Below are 15,697 nucleotides of genomic sequence, written 5' to 3'. Positions count from 1 at the left end.
CCTCAGCGGAGCAGGCGCGCGGCCTCGACCGCCCAGTAGGTGAGCACCTGGCCGGCGCCCGCCCGGCGGATGGCGGTGATCGTCTCCAGGACGGCGCGCTCCCGGTCGATCCAGCCGTTGGCCGCGGCCGCCTCGACCATCGCGTACTCGCCGGACACCTGGTAGGCGCTGACCGGGACGTCGACCGCGTCGGCGACCCGGGCGACGATGTCCAGGTAGGGCATCGCCGGCTTGACCATGACGGCGTCGGCGCCCTCGGCGAGGTCCTGCGCCACCTCGCGCAGCGCCTCGTCGGCGTTGGGCGGGTCCATCTGGTAGGTCGAGCGGTCCCCGAACTGCGGCGCGCCCTCGGCCGCCTCGCGGAACGGCCCGTAGAAGCCCGAGGCGTACTTGGCGGCGTAGGCGAGGATCGGCGTCTCGGTGAACGCGGCGCCGTCCAGCGCCCGGCGGATCGCCGCGACCTGCCCGTCCATCATCCCGCTGGGGGCGATGACGTGGGCGCCGGCCTGCGCCTGCGCGATCGCCACGGCGGCGTACCGGTCCAGCGTCGGGTCGTTGTCCACGACGCCGGCCGGGGTGACCAGGCCGCAGTGCCCGTGCGAGGTGTACTCGCACAGGCACAGGTCGGCCATGAGCACCAGCTCGTCGCCGAGGTCGGCCCGCAGCTGGCGCAGCGCCACGTTGACGATCCCGTCGGCGGCGTCGGCCTGCGAGCCGACCTCGTCCTTCTCGGCGGGGATGCCGAACAGGACCAGCCCGCCGATGCCGGCGTCGGCCGCCTCGTGCGCGGCCTTCCGCAGCGAGTCCAGCGTGTGCTGCACGACGCCGGGCATCGCGCCGATCGGCTGCGGCCGGTCGATGCCCTCCTTGACGAACACCGGCAGCACCAGGTCGGCCGGGGCCACCCGGGTCTGCGCGGTGAGCCGCCGCAGCGCGGGCGTCGACCGCAGCCGGCGCCCGCGCGCGAAGCCCGGGTTCGACCCGCCCTGCGGGGAGGTCACTCGCCCTCACCCTCCCGCCGCGCCTCGGCGTACTCGGCCAGCGCGTCGACCAGCGGGAGCACCGCGGCGGTCTCGGGCTGGACGTCGACCCGCAGGCCGAACTCCTGCGCGGTGGCCGCGGTCGCGGGGCCGATGACGGCGACGACGGTCTTCGCGTGCGGCTTGCCGGCGATGCCGACCAGGTTGCGCACGGTGCTCGAGGAGGTGAAGCAGACCGCGTCGAAGCCGCCGCCCTTGATCGCCTCGCGGACCGCGGCGGCCGGCGGGGCGGCGCGCACGGTGCGGTAGGCGGTCACGTCGTCGATCTCCCAGCCGCGCTCCTGCAGGCCCGCGGCGAGGGTCTCGGTGGCGATGTCGGCGCGGGGCAGCAGCACCCGGTTGATCGGGTCCAGCACGTCGTCGTACTCGGGGAAGTCGGCCAGCAGGCCCTCGCTGGACTGCTGCCCGGCGGGCACCAGCTCCGGCACGATGCCGAACGCGCGGACCGCCTCGGCGGTCTGCTCGCCGACGCAGGCGACCTTCACGCCGGCGAAGGCGCGGGCGTCGAGGCCCAGCTCGGTGAACTTCTCCCGGACCGCGCGCACCGCGTTGGCCGAGGTGAACACGATCCAGCCGTAGCGGCCGGTGACCAGGCCCTTGATCGCGCGGTCCATCTGCGCGGGGCTGCGCGGCGGCTCGACGGCGATGGTCGGCACCTCGACCGGCACCGCGCCGTAGGCCCGCAGCCGGTCGCTCATCTCGCCGGCCTGGTCCTTGGTGCGCGGCACCAGCACCCGCCAGCCGAACAGCGGCCGGCTCTCCCACCAGGAGAGCTTGCCGCGCTTGTCGACGGCAGCGCCGACGGTGGCCACGACCGGCCCGCTGACCCCGCCGAGGTCGGCGGTCTTCTCGGCCACGGCCGACAGCTTCGCGGTCACGCTCTTCTGCCCGGTGCCCGAGCCGCCGGTGGTGACGACGACCGGCGTGCTGCCGGACAGGCCGCCCTCGACCAGCCGCGCGGCGGCGTCGGGCAGCTGCTCGGCGCCGCCCTGCAGCACCACCGGGGCGCCGAGGGCGTGCGCGGCGCCGGCCAGCGCGGGCAGGTCGACGCCGCCGTCGCGCAGGTCGGCGGTCAGCGAGGTACCGCCGAGCGCGACGCCGGCGAAGGCCGGGACGGCGGTGGCGGGGGCGACGCCGGGGACGACGTCGAAGGGCACGGAGGTGCGGCCGACGGCGAGCACCTCCTTGACCACGGCGTCGGAGGTGAACGGGTCGCCGGCGACCAGCCGGACGACGACGTCACCGGCCTTCGCGGCCGCGACGGCGCCCTTGGCGACGTCGGCCGGCTCGCCACTCACGACGGCCGGCTCGACGCCGGGGCGGCCGGCGCGCACGGCGTCGAGGAGGGCGGCGGGCACGTCGGGGTCGACGTGCAGCACCGCGGCCTCGGCGATCGCGGCCGCGGCCCGGGCGGTGAGCATGCCGGGGTCGCCGGGGCCGGCGCCGACGAAGACGACGCGGCCGGGGGTCTTGCGGAAGCGCGTCATCGCGAGCTCCTGGTCCTTGTTGGTGTCGAGGCCCTGGGGAGGGCGTGGGTGGGGGTCTGGGGTGCCGGGACGGACTGCCCGGCGGGGGGACGGCGCCCGGGGGTCACCGGGCGGCCGCCATGAGCGCCGCGGCGCCGCGGTCGAGCAGGTCGGCGGCGAGGTCGCGGCCCAGCCGCTCGGCCTCGCCGACCGGCCCGGTGACCGAGCCGCGGACGCCGTCGCTGCCGTCGATCGCGGTGACCGAGGCACGCAGGTACAGCTCGGCGCCGTCCTCGCCCTCGGCCAGCTCGGCGTGGGCGGCCACCGGGGCGCTGCAGCCGGCCTCGAGCGCGGCCAGCGTGGTGCGCTCGGCGAGCACGCAGGCGCGGGTGCCGGGGTCGTCGAGGGCGGCGAGCAGCTCCCGCGTCCGCTCGTCGTCGGCCCGGCACTCGACCGCCAGCGCGCCCTGCGCGGGGGCGGGCAGCACCTGCAGCGGGTCGAGGGTCTCGGTGACCGCGCCCAGCCGGCCCAGCCGGGCCAGTCCGGCGCGGGCGAGGACGACGGCGTCGAGGTCGCCCGGGACGACGCGGGCCATCCGGGTGTCGACGTTGCCGCGGATCGGCACGACCTCCAGGCCCAGGCCGAGCGCGCGCAGCTGGGCGACCCGCCGCGGGGCGCCGGTGCCGACGCGGGCGCCGGCCGGCAGCTCGCCGAGGGTCAGGCCGTCGCGGGCGACCAGCGCGTCGCGGGGGTCCTCCCGCGGCGGGACGGCGGCGAGCACCAGCCCGGGCTCGGGCGCGGTGGGCAGGTCCTTGTAGCTGTGCACCGCGACGTCGACGGTGCCCTCGAGCAGCGCCTGCCGGATCGCGGTGACGAAGACGCCGGTGCCGCCGAGCTGGGCGATGGCCGCGGCCGACCGGTCGCCCTCGGTGCTGATGTGCACCAGCTCGACGGGCACGCCGCTGGCCGCGGTGATCGCGTCGGCGACGGTCTGCGACTGGGTGCGGGCCAGCTGGCTGGCGCGGGTGCCCAGGCGCAGCGTGCGGGTGGTGGTGCCGGTCGACGGCGTGGTCATGCCACACCGCCGGGGCGCAGGTCGTCCGGGTCCACGGTGACCGCCTCGGCCAGCCGGGTGCCGTCCTCGGGCACCTCGGTGTCGATGCCGAGGCCGAACAGCGCGCGCAGGGCGTCGGCGTAGTCGACGCCGCCGGGGGTGGCGGCCAGCTCCTTGACCCGCACGGTCGGCTCGTGCAGCAGCTTGTCGACGACCCGCCGCACGGTGCGGGCGATCTCGCCGCGGGCGCGGGCGTCGAGGTCGGGCAGCCGGGTGGACAGCCGCAGCAGCTCGGCGTCGACGACCTCGGCGGCCTGGCTGCGCAGCGCGGACACGGTCGGGGCGACGGCGGCGGCCTGCCGCTCGGCGCGCAGCAGCGCGGTCTCGGCCTCGATGAGCGCGTGCGCGGCGGAGACGTCGTCGGCGGCGACCGGGCCGGTGCCGCCGGCGGCGGAGCGCTCGCCCTGCAGCAGCGCGAGGTCGACCAGGTGCACGCCGGGCAGCGCGGCCACGCCCGGGTCGACGTCGCGGGGCAGGGCCAGGTCGACGACGGCCAGCGGGCGGCCGTCCCGGTCGGCCAGGGCGCCGGCGACGACGTCGGTGCCGACCACGAGGCCGGTCGCGCCGGTGCAGGTGACCACGACGTCGGCGTCGGCGATCGCCGCGCGCAGGTCGGCGAGCTCGGCGGTGCCGCCGTCGACCGCGGCGGCCAGGCGGGCGGCCGACTCCGGCGAGCGGCTGGCGACGGTGACCAGCGCGCCGCGGCGGGACAGCGTGGTGGCGGCCAGCGCGCCCATCGACCCGGCGCCGACCACCAGCGTCGGGCGGCCGGCCAGCGGGCCGACCCGCTGCTCGGCGTGGTCGAGGGAGACGGTGACCAGGTTGGCGCCGGCGCGGTCGATGCCGGTCTCGGAGTGCACCCGCTTGCCCACGCGCAGCGCGTGCTGGGCGACCGGGTGCAGCGAGCGGCCGACCGTGCCCTCGTCCTGGGCGAGGGCGTACGCGGCGCGCAGCTGGCCGAGGACCTGTGTCTCGCCGACCACCATGGAGTCCAGGCCCGCGGCCACGGTGAACAGGTGGGCGACGGCCTGGTCCTCGTAGTGGACGGTGACGTAGGGCGAGAGCTCCTCCACAGTGGCGCCCGCCTGGCGGGCCAGCACCCGGCTGACCTCGGCGACGCCGCCGTGGAAGCGGTCGACCTCGGCGAAGACCTCGACCCGGTTGCAGGTGGCCAGCACCAGCGCCTCGCTGACGTGGTCGCTCTCGACCAGCTCGTGCAGCGCCTTGACCTTGTCGTCCGCGCTCATCGCGACCTGCTCGAGCAGGGCGACCGGCGCGGTCTGGTGGCTGATGCCGACGGCGAGCAGGCTCATGCCATCCCCCCGGCGGGGGCGAGCCCGGTGCCGAGCGCCGAGACCGGGGCCGGGCCCCGCTGCTTGTCGAGGAACGCGAGGACCTGCAGCTCGACGGAGAGGTCGACCTGGCGGACGCCGACCCCTGCGGGCGCGGTGAGCGCCACCGGCGCGAAGTTCAAGATGCTCCTCACCCCGGCCCTGGTCAGCCGGTCGCAGACCCGCTGTGCCACCTCGGCCGGTGTCGCGATGACCCCGATCGTCGCCCGCGTGGCGGCGACGACCTCGTCGAGCTCCTCCATCGGCCGGACCGGCAGGTCGCCGATCCGCTGGCCCACCCGGGCCGGCGAGGCGTCGAACAGGCCGACGAACTCGAAGCCGCGGTCGCCGAAGCCCCCGTAGCCTGCCAGCGCCGACCCGAGGTTCCCGATCCCGACGAGGACGCACGCGTGCGCGGTCTCCATCCCGAGCACGGCCGCGATGCGGTCGCGCAGGGTGGCCACGTCGTAACCGACCCCGCGCACGCCGCACGGGCCGAGGTGGGAGAGGTCCTTGCGCAGCCCGGCGGGGTTGACGCCGGCCGCCGAGGCCAGCTCGCCGGAGGCGACGGTGCCGCGGCCGCTGTCGGCGAGTCCGGTGAGCACCCGCAGGTACACGGCCAGCCGGGCGACGGTGGCCTCCGGGATCCGGGGCCGCGACTGCATCACGGGCCTACTCCACAGCGGTCGCGCCCGGGCGCCGGCGGGAGCCTGCGGGGGCGGACGACATCGGGGATCCGGGCGGTACACCCACCCGGCGACAGCCACGGTAACCGCTTGTGAACGCAGGAACAAAGTCCCGGGGACGGCCTCGGGCCCCGGGCCAGCGCGGATGCCCGCGGCTGTGTCCGACACCATACCCGCCTGGGCGTCTTCCGACTCTCTCGGACGGCCCCGTCCCGGGTCCCGCCCCGGGCCTGCGAGGGGTGGGGAGGACGGGGTCCTCATGCGATGCCGAGGTCGCGGCGCAGCCGGGGGACGTCGACGGTGAAGTAGGAGTGCTCCCGGCCGTCGAGCAGCACCACCGGCACCCGGTCGCCGTACTCGGCCTGCAGCTCCGGGTCGGCGTCGACGTCGACCTCGCGGGTGGCGACGCCGGCCTCCCCGGCGATCCGCGCGAGCGTCTCGGCCGCGGTGACGCACAGGTGGCAGCCGGCCCGGGTGAGCAGCTCCAGCCGCACGGGGGTCTCGGTCACGGGGTGCCTCCTCCTTCCGGGGCGAGGCCGAGCTCCCGCAGCCGCGCCCGGCTGACCTTGCCGGTGAGCGAGTGCGGCAGCGCGGACCGGAAGGTGACCGACGCGGGCACCTTGTACCGGGCCAGCGACGCCGCCGCGTGCTCGCGGAGCTCCTCCGCGGTCGCCCGCGCGCCGGGCCGCAGGACGACGACCGCGTGGACGGACGCGCCGGTGCGCGGGTCGGGGACCCCGATGACCGCGCTCTCGGCGACGGCGGGGTGCGCGTCCAGCACCCGCTCCACCTCCGCCGGGTAGACGTTGAACCCGCTGACCAGCACCAGGTCGCTGCGCCGGTCGACCAGGTGCAGGTCGCCGTCGTCGTCGCGGTGGGCGAGGTCGCCGGTGGCCAGCCAGCCGTCGTCGTCCGGGCCGTCGGCGCCGTCGGGCCAGAACCCGGAGAACAGGTTGGGGCCGCGCACCCAGACCTCCCCCGGCCCCTCCTCCTCGGGGTCACCGGCCGGTCCCCGGAGGTCGACCTCGACGCCGGGCACCGGGCCGCCGATGCAGGCCGGCTTGGCCCGCCCGGTCGCCAACGTGCTGGCCACCACCGGGCAGGCCTCGGTGAGGCCGTAGCCCTCCCACACCCGGACGGCGGCGCGGTCGCGCATCGCCGTCCACGTCTCCTGCGGCAGCGGGGCGGCACCCGAGGTGGCCATCCGCACCGCGGCGAACGCGCGGCGCAGCCCGGCGTCGCTGCCGTCGGCGTCGGCGACCGCCAACCACGCCTGGTACACCGGCGGGGCCCCGGGGACCGTGGTGACCTGCTCGCGCTCCATGACCTCCAGCGACGCGCGCGGGTCGAAGGCCGGCTGCAGCACCGCGCAGGCGCCGGTGGCGACGACCAGGCCGAAGCCGGCGTTGAGGCCGTAGACGTGGAACAGCGGCAGGACCAGCAGCACGCGGTCGTCGGGACGCACCGGCGGCGGCTGCATCCCCAGGCACTGCCGCTGGTTGGCGCGCAGCGCGCCGGCGGTGAGCATCGCGCCGCGCGGCCGGCCGGTGGTGCCGCTGGTGTAGGCGAGGAAGGCCAGGGCGGCGGGGTCGTCGGGGTGCTCCGGCGGCGGGCCGTCGGCCTCGGGCGGCCCGGCGAGCACGGGCACGCCGGCCGGCGGCTCCCGCCGGGCCACCAGCAGCGCGGCGCCGGAGTCGGTGAGGAGGTGCTCGAGCTCCGGGTCGGTGTAGGCGGTGTTGACCGGGACGACGACCAGCCCGGCGCGCAGCGCGCCCAGCACGGCGCGCAGCCAGTCCACGCCGTTGGGCAGCTGCACGGCGACGCGGTCGCCCGGCGCGAGGCCGCGGGCGGCGTAGCCGGCGGCGGCGCGGTCGACGAGCGCGTCGAGCTCGGCCCAGGTCAGCCGCGTGGCGCCGTCGACGACGGCGGGGGCGCCGGGCCGCTCCCCGGCGGCGGCGCGGACCAGGGCGGCCAGGCCGGTGGGGGTCGGCTCCGGGATCGCGGCGGTCACCGGCGGGGTCACGGGCACCTCCTGCGGGGCGGCGGCGGTCCCCCCGGCGAGGTACCGAGACGTACCGCACGGCCGGCCGACGTGGACGGTTCGCAGTGATGTTGTCACCATGGGAGAGGACCCGCAGGACAGCGGGACACCGCCGAGCCGGGAGGACCCCCCGGGCGAGCCGTCGCGGCTCGGCGGGCCGACGAGGAGGTCGACGTCCCGCATGCCGCAGTCGCGCCCGGTGGACGAGCGGTCGTCCGCCGTCCCGGCGGGGCGGCGGCCCGGTCCGCGCCCCCGCCCGACGCCGTACCCGCGCGCCAGCGTGGAGGGCGCGCCGGCGGAGCCGGACGTCGCCGTCGACCCCGAGGCCGTCGCCCCGGAGGCCGTCTCGGCCGATGCCGTCGCGGAGCCGCCCGAGGAGGACGAGGGCGCGCTCGCCGAGGAGCTCGCGGCGCTCGAGGAGGACCTGCCCGACGACCGGGTCGACGTCTGGGACCTGGTCCGGCAGGCGCAGGCCGGCGACGCCGAGGCGTTCGGCCGGCTCTACGACCACTACGTGACGCTGGTCTACCGGTACGTGCTGCACCGGGTGGGCGACCGCGCCCAGGCCGAGGACTTCACCAGCGAGACCTTCGTCCGCGCGCTGCGGCGCATCGACTCGCTGTCGTTCCAGGGCCGCGACGTCGGCGCCTGGCTCGTGACCATCGCCCGCAACATCATCCGCGACCACGTGAAGAGCAGCCGGTTCCGGCTGGAGGTCACCACCGCGGACATGCGCGACGCCGACCAGGCCACCGACGGCCCCGAGGACGCCGTCGTCTCCCGGCTCACCAACGAGCAGCTGCTGGCCTGCATCCGCCAGCTGGGCGGCGAGCAGCAGGAGTGCATCTCGCTGCGGTTCCTCCAGGGGCTGTCGGTGTCGGAGACCGCGGCGGTCATGGGCAAGAAGGACGGCGCGGTCAAGGCGCTGCAGCACCGGGCGGTGCGGCGGCTGGCCGGCCTGCTGCCGGAGGGGCTGCGGTGACGCGCGGGACCCCGGGCGCGGGACCCGCCGTTGTTACCCGCGGGTACGCCGTAACGGCCCCCGACCTGCGTCGTTGCTCCCGTCGATCGACTCCCGACCGAGCGACCGGAGGACCCAGGTGAGCGCCGAGCACGACGCCGCGGGGGCGACCCGCCGCGCGTCCGTGCAGCAGCGGGAGGCGGCCCTCGAGGACCGGCTCCGCGCGCTCGCCGTGGACCTCGACGACGAGCCCTCGCCCGACTTCCGCGCGGCCACCCGCGCCCGGCTGGTGGCGATGGCCGCCGTCCGCTCCCCGGAGCCGGAGCCGCGCCGCGGCCTGTCCCGGCTGTGGGCCGCGCGGCCGGCTCCCCGCCGCCCGGCGTGGCGGTCCCGGCTGACCGCCGGGGTCGCCGGAGCGGCGCTGGCGGTCACCGCGCTCGGGTCCCTGGTCGCGCTGTCCACCGACGCCGAGCCCGGCGACGCGCTCTACGCCCTCAAGCGGGGCACCGAGCAGACCCAGCTCGCGCTGGCCGGCGACGAGCGCGGCCTGACGCTGCTGGAGTTCGCCACCACCCGGCTGCAGGAGCTCGGCGACCTGGTCGAGGACGGCGGGGGCGCGCCGCCGGCCGACCTGGTGGTCGACACCCTCGCCACCATGGACGCCCAAACCACCGAGGGCGCCGCCCTCGTGCTGACCCAGGCCGTCGCCGGCCGCGACACCGCTCCCCTGGCGGTCCTCGCCGGCTGGGCCGAGGACCAGGGCTCCGGCCTCGCCGGCCTGCAGGGCGCGTTGCCCGCGGACGCCGGCACCGCCGCCACCCGCTCGCTCGGGGTGGTCTCCGAGGTCGGCACCCGCGCGGCGGAGCTGCGCACCGCGCTCGACTGCCCCACCGGCCCCGCCGTCTCCGGGGCGGACCGGTTCGGCCCGCTGCCCGTCGCCTGCGGCGCCGCCCCGGCCCCGCCGCCGGCGGGCTCGGGGACGACGGCCCCCGCACCGGCCGGCCCCGGCACCCCGACCCCCGACCAGCCGGCCGCGCCGTCGACGCAGCCGGCCCCGTCGTCGGCCCCGGCGCCCTCGAGCCCGCCGCCTGCCCCGTCCAGCGGCAGCGGCCCGGCGGCGCCGACCGGCTCCGGGGGCGGGAGCACCCCCACCGGTGGCACCGCGCCGACGACGACCTCGCCCGCACCCACCGGGGGCCTGCCCCTGCCGCCGCTCCCGCTGCCCGGGGGCGGCGGTCAGCCGTCCGCGCCGTCCACCACCACGCCGCCGCCGATCCTGGACACCCCGCTGCCGATCTGCCTCTGGCCGATCCTCTGCTGAGGTCCCGGTCCGGGTCGGGGGTCCCGGCGGGCGGCCGATAAGGTCGGCCGGGTACCGCCCCAGGGCGGAGGGATCACCCCAGGGGAGGGAGCCCGTGCCGGGTCTGCCGTTCCGCGGCCGCCGCAGGCAGGACGGCGGGGCGCCGTCCGAGGAGGAGATCCGCGCGCACGTCGCCGGCGCGGCGTCCGCGGCCGCCGCGGAGGTCGAGCCGGTCCCGGCCGTGGTGGCCGACCGCACCGCCGCCGCGTTCTTCGACGTCGACAACACGATGATGATGGGCGCCTCGCTGTTCTGGTTCGCCCGCGGCCTGGCCTCCCGGAAGTACCTGACCTCCCGCGACATCGCCCGCTTCGCGTGGCAGCAGGCCAAGTTCCGCGTCGCGGGCAACGAGAGCGCCGGCGACATGCACACCATCCGCGAGACCGCGCTGGCCTTCGTCGCCGGCCGGACGGTCGCCGAGATCGTCGACGCCGGCGAGGAGATCTACGACGAGCTCATGGCCGACCGGATCTGGTCGGGCACCCGCAACCTGGCCCAGCAGCACCTCGACGCCGGCCAGCGGGTGTGGCTGGTCACCGCGACGCCGGTGGAGCTGGCGCGGATCATCGCCCACCGGCTGGGCCTCACCGGCGCGCTGGGCACGGTCGCCGAGGTGGTCGACGGCCGCTACACCGGCCGGCTGGTCGGCGAGCTCATGCACGGCGAGGCCAAGGCCGAGGCGGTGCGGGCGCTGGCCGAGCGGGAGGGGCTGGACCTGGCCCGCTGCACCGCCTACAGCGACTCGGCCAACGACCTGCCGATGCTCACCCTGACCGGGACGGCGGTGGCGGTGAACCCCGACACCGAGCTGCGCGCGGTCGCCCGCTCCCGCGACTGGACCGTCCGCGACTTCCGCACCGGCCGGAAGGCCGCCCGGATCGGCGTCCCCACCGTGGCGGCCGCGGCGGTCACCGGTGGCGTCGTCGGTGGCGCGGTCGCCCTCCGCCGCCGCAACGCCTGGCCGTTCTGATCCGTCGGCCTCCGGCCGACACCGCGGCCACGTGCCGTCCCCCTGCCGCGTGGAGCCCTTCCTGCCGCTCGGTCGCGGGAGCCTCCGGCCCCCACCCTCGCGGCACCTCGCAGGGCGCGTCACCTCGGCACCCGCGAGCACGTGCCGTCTCCCACCCCGCAGTGCGACTCCGACCCGCTCCTCGGCGGACCCTCCGGGCCCGCACTCGTCGCGGGTCAGGAGAAGACGGACTTGCGCTGCAGGAGCAGCTGGTAGATCGAGTGCTGGATGGTCTCCCGGACCTGGTCGGTCAGGTTGAACACCAGCATCGGGTCCTCGGCGGCGGCCGGGCCGTAGTGCGCCGTCTCGATCGGCTCGCCGAAGGCGATCAGCCACTTCGACGGCAGCGGCACCAGCCCGAGCGGTCCGAGCGCGGGGAAGGTCGGCGTCACCGGGAAGTAGGGCAGCCCCAGCAGCCGCGCGAGGGTCCTCGCGTTGCCGACCATCGGGTAGATCTCCTCGGCGCCCACGATGGCGCACGGGACGATCGGCTTGCCGGTGCGCAGAGCCGCCGTGACGAAACCGCCCCGGCCGAACCGCTGCAGCGTGTACCGGTCGCGGAACGGCTTGCCGATCCCCTTGAACCCCTCGGGGAAGACGCCGACCAGCTCGTCGGCGCACAGCAGCCGCTCGGCGTCCTCGCTGCAGGCCAGCGTGGCGCCGAACTTGCGGGCCAGCGACCCGACGAAGGGCAGGTCGAAGACCAGGTCGGCGCCGAGCAGCCGGAACCGCCGCTGCGCCGGGTGGTCGTCGTGCAGCGCGACGGTGGCCATGAGCGCGTCGACCGGCAGCGTGCCGGAGTGGTTCGCCACCACCAGCGCCCCGCCGTCGGTGGGCACGTTCTCGATGCCGTGGGTCTCGACGCGGAACCACCGGTTGAACAGCGGCCGCAGGACCGGCAGGAGCACGTGGTCGGTGAGGTCGGTGTCGAGGCCGAACTCGTCCGTCTCGTACTCGCCGGTCAGGCGGCGGCGGAGGAACTCCAGGCCACCGGCCACCTGCTCGTCCCAGCTCGGGTCCGCCGGCGGCGGGACGTGCGGCCGGCCGTCGTCGTCGGGACGCAGCCGGATGACGCGGGCCTCAGGCATCGCGCACCGCCCGCAGTCCCGGCGGGGCCGGCGACGGCCGCAGCCGGCCCTGCACCGTCGTCCCCACGGAGGAGGCGACCGACCCGGCCCGCGCGACCAGCCCGCGGGCCTGGTCGGCCACCTCGCCGACCAGGGTCGGCGGGACCACCGGCGGCACGGTGCGCGCGTAGTCGGCCAGCGCCTCGGCGGTGGTGTAGCGGGGGGTGTAGCCGAACTCTCTGCGCAGCACGGTCGTGTCCACGACCCGGCCGAAGTTGAGGAAGCGCATCTGCTCCGGGGAGTAGTCGACGTAGCCGAAGCGGCGGGTGAGCCGGCCGAGGGAGCCCAGCGCCGGCGAGGGCACCGGCAGCTGCAGCCGGCCCAGCCGGCGGATGACCTGGGAGAGCAGCAACGTGCCCTCTCCCCCGACGTTCACCGTCCCCGCGAAGTCCCCGCTCGTCGCGCGGGCGAGGACGCCGAGGGCGTCGTCCTCGTGCAGCAGCTGCACCCGGGCGTCGTAGCCGAGGGCGGTGGGGACGACGGGCATGCGCAGGAACCCGGTGAGCACCGAGTCGATGCGCGGGCCGATGAAGTTGGTGAACCGCAGGACCGCGACCCCGACGTCGGGACGGCGGCGCGCGAAGGACCGCACGTAGCCCTCGATGTCGAGGCTGTCCTTGGCGAACCCGCCCGAGGGCACCCGGCGCGCCTGCATCGCCTCGGTGAAGACGGCGGGGTCGCGCGGGGAGGCACCGTACACGGCGCTGGTCGACTTGAGCACCAGCCGGCGCACCGAGGGCGCGCGCTGGCAGGCGGCGAGGAGCTGCATCGTCCCGATGACGTTGAGCTCCTTCATCGGCCCCCGCCCGCCGGCACCGGCGGGCGTGGAGCTGATGTTCATGTGCACGACGGTGTCGACCGCCGCGGTGCTGATGACCTTGCCGATCAGCGGGTTGCGGATGTCGGCGCGCACGAACTCGGTGCGGCCGAGGCGGCGGAGCAGCTCCGCCGACGGGGGGACGGTGTCGACCCCGATGACCCGGTCGATGGACGGGTCGCGAGCGAGCTCGGCCGCCAGCGCACCACCGAGCCACCGGCTGACACCGGTGACGAGGACGACGGCGGGCGGCACGAGCGTCAGCTCACTTCTTGTTGCGACGCTGCACGCGGGTCTTCTTCAGCAGCTTGCGGTGCTTCTTCTTCGCCATCCGCTTGCGGCGCTTCTTGATGACCGAACCCATGTCCTGCTCCCGACGTCGTTGCCGCGTGTCGCGCCGGGGACCGCTGGTTCGGAACCGGACGCCACGCGAGTGTGGATCAGCTCGTGTGCGACAGGCTCCGGCCGGGGCCGGGGTGTCGCTCGGCGCCCGAGCCTACCCGGCGCCCCCGCGGCGACGCTGCCGCGGGAACCGGGCCGGATGGATCTCCCCCTGGCGAGGGGATGGAACGGCCTCCCTGCAGGGGCCCGCGCCGGGCGGAGCGAGGCGTGGGAGCAGGGAGGTCCTTCGTCAGGCGATGTCGGTGTAGGCGTCGCGCAGGTAGTCCTGGACGGCGCGCTCGGGGACGCGGAAGGAGCGGCCGACGCGGACGGCGGACAGCTCGCCGGCGTGCACGAGGCGGTACACGGTCATCTTGGAGACGCGCATCATGCTGGCGACCTCGGCGACGGTCAGGAAGGTGACCGCGGCGCGCGGCTGCGGGACGGCCGGGCGGCCGACGGGCATCGCCGCGGGGTGGGCCGGGCCGACGGGGCGCGCGACGGCGGCGGCCGGCATCGGGCGGGCCATGGGGCGCGGGCCGGGGACGGCCGGGCGGACGTAGGCGGCGTTGGTGCGCTGGGGCATGGTCATGATCAGCTCTCCGGACCTAGCACGCGTCGGGCGTCGGCTTCCCCACCGACTACGGGACACGCACGTGCTGACACAGAGAGTAGGGGGGCCCGCGTGACAGAAGCGATGGAAGAAACGAACACGGGGAACGGTCCGTCCCTGTCAGAACTACACCTATGCAACTCGCTTCACAGCCGTGTCGGCGCGTCTCCACGTGGACGTGTCGACACGATCACGCAGCGTCCCCCTCTTCGGCCGCTGCCGGGTTACCGTCACCGGCTCCCGTCGGCCCGGCCGAGCTCCACCGAGCGGCGGGCGGCCGCCTCGATGGCCGCGATGAGCGCCGAGCGCACCGAGTGCCGCTCCAGCTCCCGGATGCCGGCGATGGTGGTGCCGCCGGGGCTGCTCACCGCGTCCCGCAGCTGGGCCGGGTGCTCCCCCGACTCGCGCAGCATCACCGCTGACCCCAGCGCCGTCTGGACCACCAGCTCGGTGGTCAGCGCCCGCGGCAGGCCGAGCAGCACCCCGGCGTCGACCATCGCCTCGACGAGGTAGAAGAAGTAGGCGGGCCCGCTGCCGGACAGCGCCGTCACCGCGTCCTGCTGGTACTCGGGCACCCGCGCCACCCGGCCGACGGTGGACAGCAGCGCCTCGGCCTCGTCCAGCTCGGCCTCGCCCGCCGACGCCCCGGCCGAGAGCACGCTCATCCCCTCGTCGACCAGCGCCGGGGTGTTGGGCATGACCCGCACCACCGGCACGCCGGCCGGCAGCGCCGCCTCGATCGTGGCGGTGGAGATGCCGGCGGCGATGCTCACCACCAGGTGCCCGGGGTCCACCGACGGCGCCAGCCGCTCCAGCAGCCCCGGCAGGTCCTGCGGCTTGACCGCCAGGAGCAGCACCCGCGCGCGGGCGGCCGCCTCCTCGATCCCGACGACGTCGATGCCGTAGCGGGTGGCGAGCTCGCGGCCCCGCTCCGGGTGCCGCTCGCAGACGACGACGCCGTCCGGGCCCTGCCTCTTCACCAGCCCGGCCAGCAGCGCCTCGCCCATCTTCCCGCCGCCGTAGACCGCCAGGCCCTGCCGCTGTGCCATCCCGTTCTCCCAGCTCTCGGTGTGCGCCGGACGCCGCATCGACCCCGCGTCGGACGGTAGTGCGCGCGGGTGTGCCGCCTCCCGGTGCCGGGTAGCCGCGCCCGCATGGCAGGAGAACTGGACGGGATGAAGGTGGCCGTGCTCGCGACCGACGGCGTCGAGCAGGTCGAGCTCGAGCGGCCGTGGCAGGCGCTGGAGGACGCCGGGGCCGAGCCGGAGCTGGTCTCGCTGGACGGCGGCAGCATCACGATGTACCAGCACATCGACAAGGGCGACACGAGGAAGGTGGACACGACCGTCGCCTCGGCCGACCCCGAGGACTACGCGGCGCTGGTCCTGCCCGGCGGCGTCATCAACGGCGACTTCGTCCGTGCCGACGCCGACGCCGTCGCCTTCGTGAAGGCGTTCTTCGACGCGGACAAGCCGGTCGCGGCGATCTGCCACGCGCCGTGGGTGCTGGCGGAGGCCGACGTCGTCCGCGGTCGCCGGATGACGTCGTGGCCGTCGCTGCAGACCGACCTGCGCAACGCAGGCGCGAAGTGGGTCGACGAGGAGGTCGTCGTCGACGGCAACCTGGTCACCAGCCGCAACCCCGACGACCTCGACGCGTTCAGCGCGGCGATCGTCGAGCAGTTCGGCCAGGCCGGCGCCGACGAGGACGACGAGGACGAGTGAGGTGCCGCCGGGCTGCCCGGCGGCACC

16 protein-coding genes are annotated in these 15,697 nt (G+C 76.4%); 4 read left to right on the top strand and 12 right to left on the bottom strand.

The genetic code is table 11. The features are described from left to right. Positions 1-2: 2 nt before the first annotated feature. From hemB to ACI8AA_RS10485, 7 genes are all read right to left on the bottom strand, one after another. On the bottom strand, positions 3-1,001 hold the full coding sequence (hemB, locus tag ACI8AA_RS10515) for a porphobilinogen synthase (RefSeq protein WP_457044397.1): 999 nt from the start codon (positions 999-1,001) through the stop codon (positions 3-5). Next, positions 998-2,527 carry a uroporphyrinogen-III synthase gene (locus tag ACI8AA_RS10510; protein ID WP_457044396.1) on the bottom strand — a complete coding sequence of 510 codons (1,530 nt, stop codon included), beginning with the start codon at positions 2,525-2,527 and terminating at the stop codon, positions 998-1,000. The genes hemB and ACI8AA_RS10510 overlap by 4 nt, the downstream gene beginning before the upstream one ends. A gap of 103 nt (positions 2,528-2,630) precedes the next feature. Then, positions 2,631-3,581 (bottom strand): hydroxymethylbilane synthase, encoded by a 951-nt coding sequence (hemC, locus tag ACI8AA_RS10505; RefSeq protein WP_457044395.1) that lies wholly within the window; start codon positions 3,579-3,581, stop codon positions 2,631-2,633. Then, positions 3,578-4,933: a glutamyl-tRNA reductase gene (locus ACI8AA_RS10500; RefSeq protein WP_457044394.1), complete on the bottom strand. Its 1,356-nt coding sequence runs from the start codon at positions 4,931-4,933 to the stop codon at positions 3,578-3,580. Before ACI8AA_RS10500 ends, hemC begins: the two co-directional genes overlap by 4 nt. Continuing rightward, positions 4,930-5,616 (bottom strand): redox-sensing transcriptional repressor Rex, encoded by a 687-nt coding sequence (locus ACI8AA_RS10495; RefSeq protein WP_457044393.1) that lies wholly within the window; start codon positions 5,614-5,616, stop codon positions 4,930-4,932. The genes ACI8AA_RS10500 and ACI8AA_RS10495 overlap by 4 nt, the downstream gene beginning before the upstream one ends. A gap of 278 nt (positions 5,617-5,894) precedes the next feature. Next, positions 5,895-6,146 carry a glutaredoxin family protein gene (locus ACI8AA_RS10490; protein ID WP_456949112.1) on the bottom strand — a complete coding sequence of 84 codons (252 nt, stop codon included), beginning with the start codon at positions 6,144-6,146 and terminating at the stop codon, positions 5,895-5,897. Continuing rightward, on the bottom strand, positions 6,143-7,660 hold the full coding sequence (locus ACI8AA_RS10485) for an AMP-binding protein (RefSeq protein WP_457044392.1): 1,518 nt from the start codon (positions 7,658-7,660) through the stop codon (positions 6,143-6,145). The genes ACI8AA_RS10490 and ACI8AA_RS10485 overlap by 4 nt, the downstream gene beginning before the upstream one ends. Positions 7,661-7,859: 199 nt before the next feature. On the opposite strand from ACI8AA_RS10485, the gene ACI8AA_RS10480 reads away from it, so the two are divergent. The 3 genes from ACI8AA_RS10480 (at position 7,860) to ACI8AA_RS10470 (ending at position 10,969) form a co-directional block, all read left to right on the top strand. Next, on the top strand, positions 7,860-8,660 hold the full coding sequence (locus tag ACI8AA_RS10480; protein WP_457044391.1) for a sigma-70 family RNA polymerase sigma factor: 801 nt from the start codon (positions 7,860-7,862) through the stop codon (positions 8,658-8,660). 118 nt (positions 8,661-8,778) lie between these two features. Further along, on the top strand, positions 8,779-9,960 hold the full coding sequence (locus tag ACI8AA_RS10475) for a DUF5667 domain-containing protein (protein WP_457044390.1): 1,182 nt from the start codon (positions 8,779-8,781) through the stop codon (positions 9,958-9,960). Positions 9,961-10,054: 94 nt separating this feature from the next. After that, on the top strand, positions 10,055-10,969 hold the full coding sequence (locus ACI8AA_RS10470; protein WP_457044389.1) for an HAD family hydrolase: 915 nt from the start codon (positions 10,055-10,057) through the stop codon (positions 10,967-10,969). 215 nt (positions 10,970-11,184) lie between these two features. Here ACI8AA_RS10470 and ACI8AA_RS10465 read toward each other — a convergent pair whose 3' ends face one another. The 5 genes from ACI8AA_RS10465 to proC all read right to left on the bottom strand — a co-directional run bounded on the left by ACI8AA_RS10465 (position 11,185) and on the right by proC (position 14,995). Further along, positions 11,185-12,096, bottom strand: coding sequence for a lysophospholipid acyltransferase family protein (locus ACI8AA_RS10465; protein ID WP_457044388.1), 912 nt, complete (start codon positions 12,094-12,096; stop codon positions 11,185-11,187). Continuing rightward, the gene (locus ACI8AA_RS10460) at positions 12,089-13,207 is read right to left on the bottom strand and encodes an NAD-dependent epimerase/dehydratase family protein (protein WP_457044387.1); all 1,119 of its coding nucleotides are present in this window, start codon (positions 13,205-13,207) and stop codon (positions 12,089-12,091) included. Before ACI8AA_RS10460 ends, ACI8AA_RS10465 begins: the two co-directional genes overlap by 8 nt. A 10-nt stretch (positions 13,208-13,217) precedes the next feature. Continuing rightward, a complete protein-coding gene (locus tag ACI8AA_RS10455) occupies positions 13,218-13,316 on the bottom strand; it encodes a 30S ribosomal protein bS22 (RefSeq protein ID WP_012854759.1) in 99 nt (32 codons plus the stop codon). Positions 13,317-13,583: 267 nt separating this feature from the next. Then, positions 13,584-13,925, bottom strand: a complete 342-nt coding sequence (locus ACI8AA_RS10450) for a helix-turn-helix domain-containing protein (protein WP_456901439.1) — start codon at positions 13,923-13,925, stop codon at positions 13,584-13,586. A gap of 251 nt (positions 13,926-14,176) precedes the next feature. Beyond that, a complete protein-coding gene (gene proC, locus ACI8AA_RS10445; RefSeq protein ID WP_457044386.1) occupies positions 14,177-14,995 on the bottom strand; it encodes a pyrroline-5-carboxylate reductase in 819 nt (272 codons plus the stop codon). 105 nt (positions 14,996-15,100) lie between these two features. Between proC and ACI8AA_RS10440 the strand changes: the two genes are divergently transcribed. Next, positions 15,101-15,670 carry a type 1 glutamine amidotransferase domain-containing protein gene (locus ACI8AA_RS10440; protein WP_457044385.1) on the top strand — a complete coding sequence of 190 codons (570 nt, stop codon included), beginning with the start codon at positions 15,101-15,103 and terminating at the stop codon, positions 15,668-15,670. Positions 15,671-15,697 lie beyond the last annotated feature (27 nt).

Source organism: Geodermatophilus sp. SYSU D01180, from assembly GCF_054050415.1.
The sequence above is the reverse complement of the archived record's forward strand: the minus strand, read 5'-3'. Positions and strand labels throughout refer to the sequence as shown.